A 3026-nucleotide genomic window follows, 5' to 3' on the forward strand; every position below is an offset into this window, starting at 1 on the left:
GGGGAGCAGGGGAGAGTTAAAACTAAATTCATCCACCTTTGATACTCGTTCATCCACCTCGGAACTGGATGAATCCACCTTTGATACTCGTCCATCCACCTCGGAACTGGATGAATCCACTTCAGAACTCCGTTCATCCACCTCGGAACTAGATGAATCCACTTCAGAACTCCGTTCATCCACCTTTGATACTCGTTCATCCACCTCGGAACTGGATGAATCCACCTTTGATACTCGTCTATCCACCTCAGAACTCCGTTCATCCACCTTTGATACTCGTTCATCCACCTCGGAACCGGATGAATCCACCTCAATGCCCAATGCCCCATTCCCAATGCCCAAAGTCGGCATCCTTTTCTACCGTGCCCATTATTTAGCGGGAAATACCAAGGTAATTGATGCTTTATGCGAAGCGTTGGTACAGAAAAATTTACAACCAGTGCCCGTATTTGTTTCCTCATTACGTGAACCCGATGTCCAAGTTGAGTTGAGTGAATTTTTCCAACCCAAAGAAGCCGAGTCAATAGCTGTGCTGCTGAATACCACCAGCTTTTCTCTAGCACGGTTGGAAAGCGAAACACCCCAAACCGACTTGTGGCAAAAATTAGATGTGCCTGTGTTGCAGGTAATCCTCAGTGGCGGTTCAATTGAGCAGTGGGAGTCGCAGTTTCAAGGGCTTTCTCCCCGCGATATTGGGATGAATGTGGCACTACCAGAAGTAGATGGGCGGATTATTACTCGTGCGGTGTCTTTTAAAGCAGTGCAAACTCGTAATCCCCATTTACAGACAGATGTGGTAATTTATGAACCAGTGAGCGATCGCATCGAATTCGTTGCTAAACTAGCAGCAAATTGGGCGCGTCTGCGTTCTAAACCACCCCAAGAGCGGCGAATTGCTCTAATTTTGGCAAACTACCCCAACCGAAATGGCCGCCTTGCCAATGGTGTGGGACTGGACACTCCAGCTAGTTGTGTAGAAATCCTTCAAGCTTTACATCTAGCTGGTTATCAAGTAGAAAATCCACCTGCTCAAGGAGACGAGTTGATTCAACGGCTGACAGATGGCGTAACCAATGATCCAGAAGGTCAAGAATGGCTTCCGGTACACCAAAGTGTTTCTTGGGAAGAATATCAAAAGTATTTCGCTTCATTACCGCCAGCAGTTCAGCAAGGTATTAGTGAACGATGGGACAAACCGATTTTAGATTCAATCCAAAATCCAAAATCTAAAATCCAAAATTGGGCTGTTCCCGGAATTCAACTCGGCAATATTTTCGTGGGAATTCAGCCACCAAGGGGTTATGATAATGACCCCAGTTTGAATTATCATGCGCCGGATTTAGAACCAACTCATGCTTATTTAGCTTTCTACTATTGGGTTAGAGAATGTTTTGGTGCTGATGCTGTGGTTCATGTGGGAAAACACGGTAATCTAGAATGGCTACCCGGTAAAAGTGTGGCTTTATCGAGTAATTGTTATCCAGAAGTGGCTTTTGGCGCACTTCCCCACCTGTACCCATTTATTGTGAATGATCCTGGTGAAGGTTCCCAAGCTAAACGTCGCGCTCAAGCGGTGATTATAGATCACCTAACGCCGCCGATGACTCGTGCGGAACTCTACGGTTCTTTGCAACAATTGGAAAATTTAATTGATGAGTATTATGAAGCGGACAGTTTAGATCCTTCTCGTTTACCAGTGATTCGCGATCGCATCCGCGAACTGGTAATCAAAGAGAATCTCCATCTAGATTTAGGAATCCAAAATCAAACAGAAATTTTTGATTCGGAATCTCTGATTTTGAATTCAATCGGTGGCTATCTTTGTGAATTAAAAGAAGCTCAAATCCGCGATGGGTTGCACATTTTTGGGCAATGTCCCCAAGGGCGGCAGCTACGAGATTTAATAGTAGCGATCGCTCGCATACCTAATCGCTATTCTTCAGGTATTACCCGTGCGATCGCTCAAGATTGGGGTTTAGACTTCGATCCCCTCACAGCAGATTTGTCAATGACTAGTGGCGAATGGTCAATAGTAAATGGCATCGAATGCCGTACCCTCGGTGATATCGTCGAAGTTTTAGAAGAACACGCCGTCCTTCTAGTAGAACAACTAATATCTTGTACAGACGAGATTCATCGCGTCTCCCCCCCCAGCACAGACGCGATGAATCGCGTCTCTACCTGGATACGCGATCGCCTACTTCCATCTTTACAACAAACTGATCAAGAAATTACCCACTTGTTACATGGACTTGATGGCGGTTACGTCCCAAGTGCGCCATCTGGCGCACCCACGCGAGGCCGCCCCGAAGTTCTACCAACTGGGAGAAACTTTTATTCTGTCGATATTCGCGCCATTCCCACAGAAACAGCTTGGGATATCGGTAGAAAAGCCGCCGAAACCTTAGTAGAATATTACACTCAAGAGCATGGTGAGTATCCCAAAACACTAGGTTTATCATTGTGGGGAACTGCCACCATGAGAACAGGCGGTGATGATATTGCCGAAGCCTTGGCTTTACTGGGAGTCCAACCTGTATGGGATGGTGCGGCACGGCGAGTAGTAGATTTTGAAATTTTGCCCCTGGCAATTTTGGGGCGTCCCCGTGTAGATGTCACCTTGCGAATTTCGGGATTCTTCCGAGATGCTTTTCCCAACTTGATTGACTTATTTGCTCAAGCAGTATCAGCAGTTGCAGACTTGGATGAACCGCCAGAACAAAACCCCCTTGCAGAAACAGTTCGCCAAGAAACTGATTTGTGGACAAGCCAAGGATTAACTTTAGAAGAAGCAGTGGTGCGATCGGGCTATCGGATCTTTGGTTCTCGTCCAGGTGCTTACGGTGCCGGACTTCAAGGTTTAATTGAATCGCAAAACTGGACAGATGACCAAGATTTAGCCCGCGCCTACATCAACTGGAGTTCTTACGCCTACTCTTCGGGAAACGGCACAGAGGAGCAGCAAAGCAGAGGAGCAGAAATTCTTCCTAATTCTCAATCCCCACTCCCCACTCCCCACTCCCCAC

2 protein-coding genes are annotated in these 3026 nt (G+C 46.7%); one reads left to right on the plus strand and one right to left on the minus strand.

Annotated features, from left to right (window positions below; all coding sequences use genetic code 11):
• Positions 1–351, minus strand: a 351-nt coding sequence (locus F8S12_RS40770; RefSeq protein ID WP_230968144.1) for a hypothetical protein, incomplete at its 3' end; no start/stop codon positions are given.
• On the opposite strand from F8S12_RS40770, the gene cobN reads away from it, so the two are divergent.
• Positions 335–3026, plus strand: a 2692-nt coding sequence (gene cobN, locus F8S12_RS20150; protein WP_442946815.1) for a cobaltochelatase subunit CobN, incomplete at its 3' end; no start/stop codon positions are given. The two genes, F8S12_RS40770 and cobN, sit on opposite strands and share 17 nt — an antisense overlap.

This window comes from Nostoc sp. WHI, assembly GCF_015714725.1.
In the GTDB taxonomy this organism is placed as follows: domain Bacteria; phylum Cyanobacteriota; class Cyanobacteriia; order Cyanobacteriales; family Nostocaceae; genus Nostoc.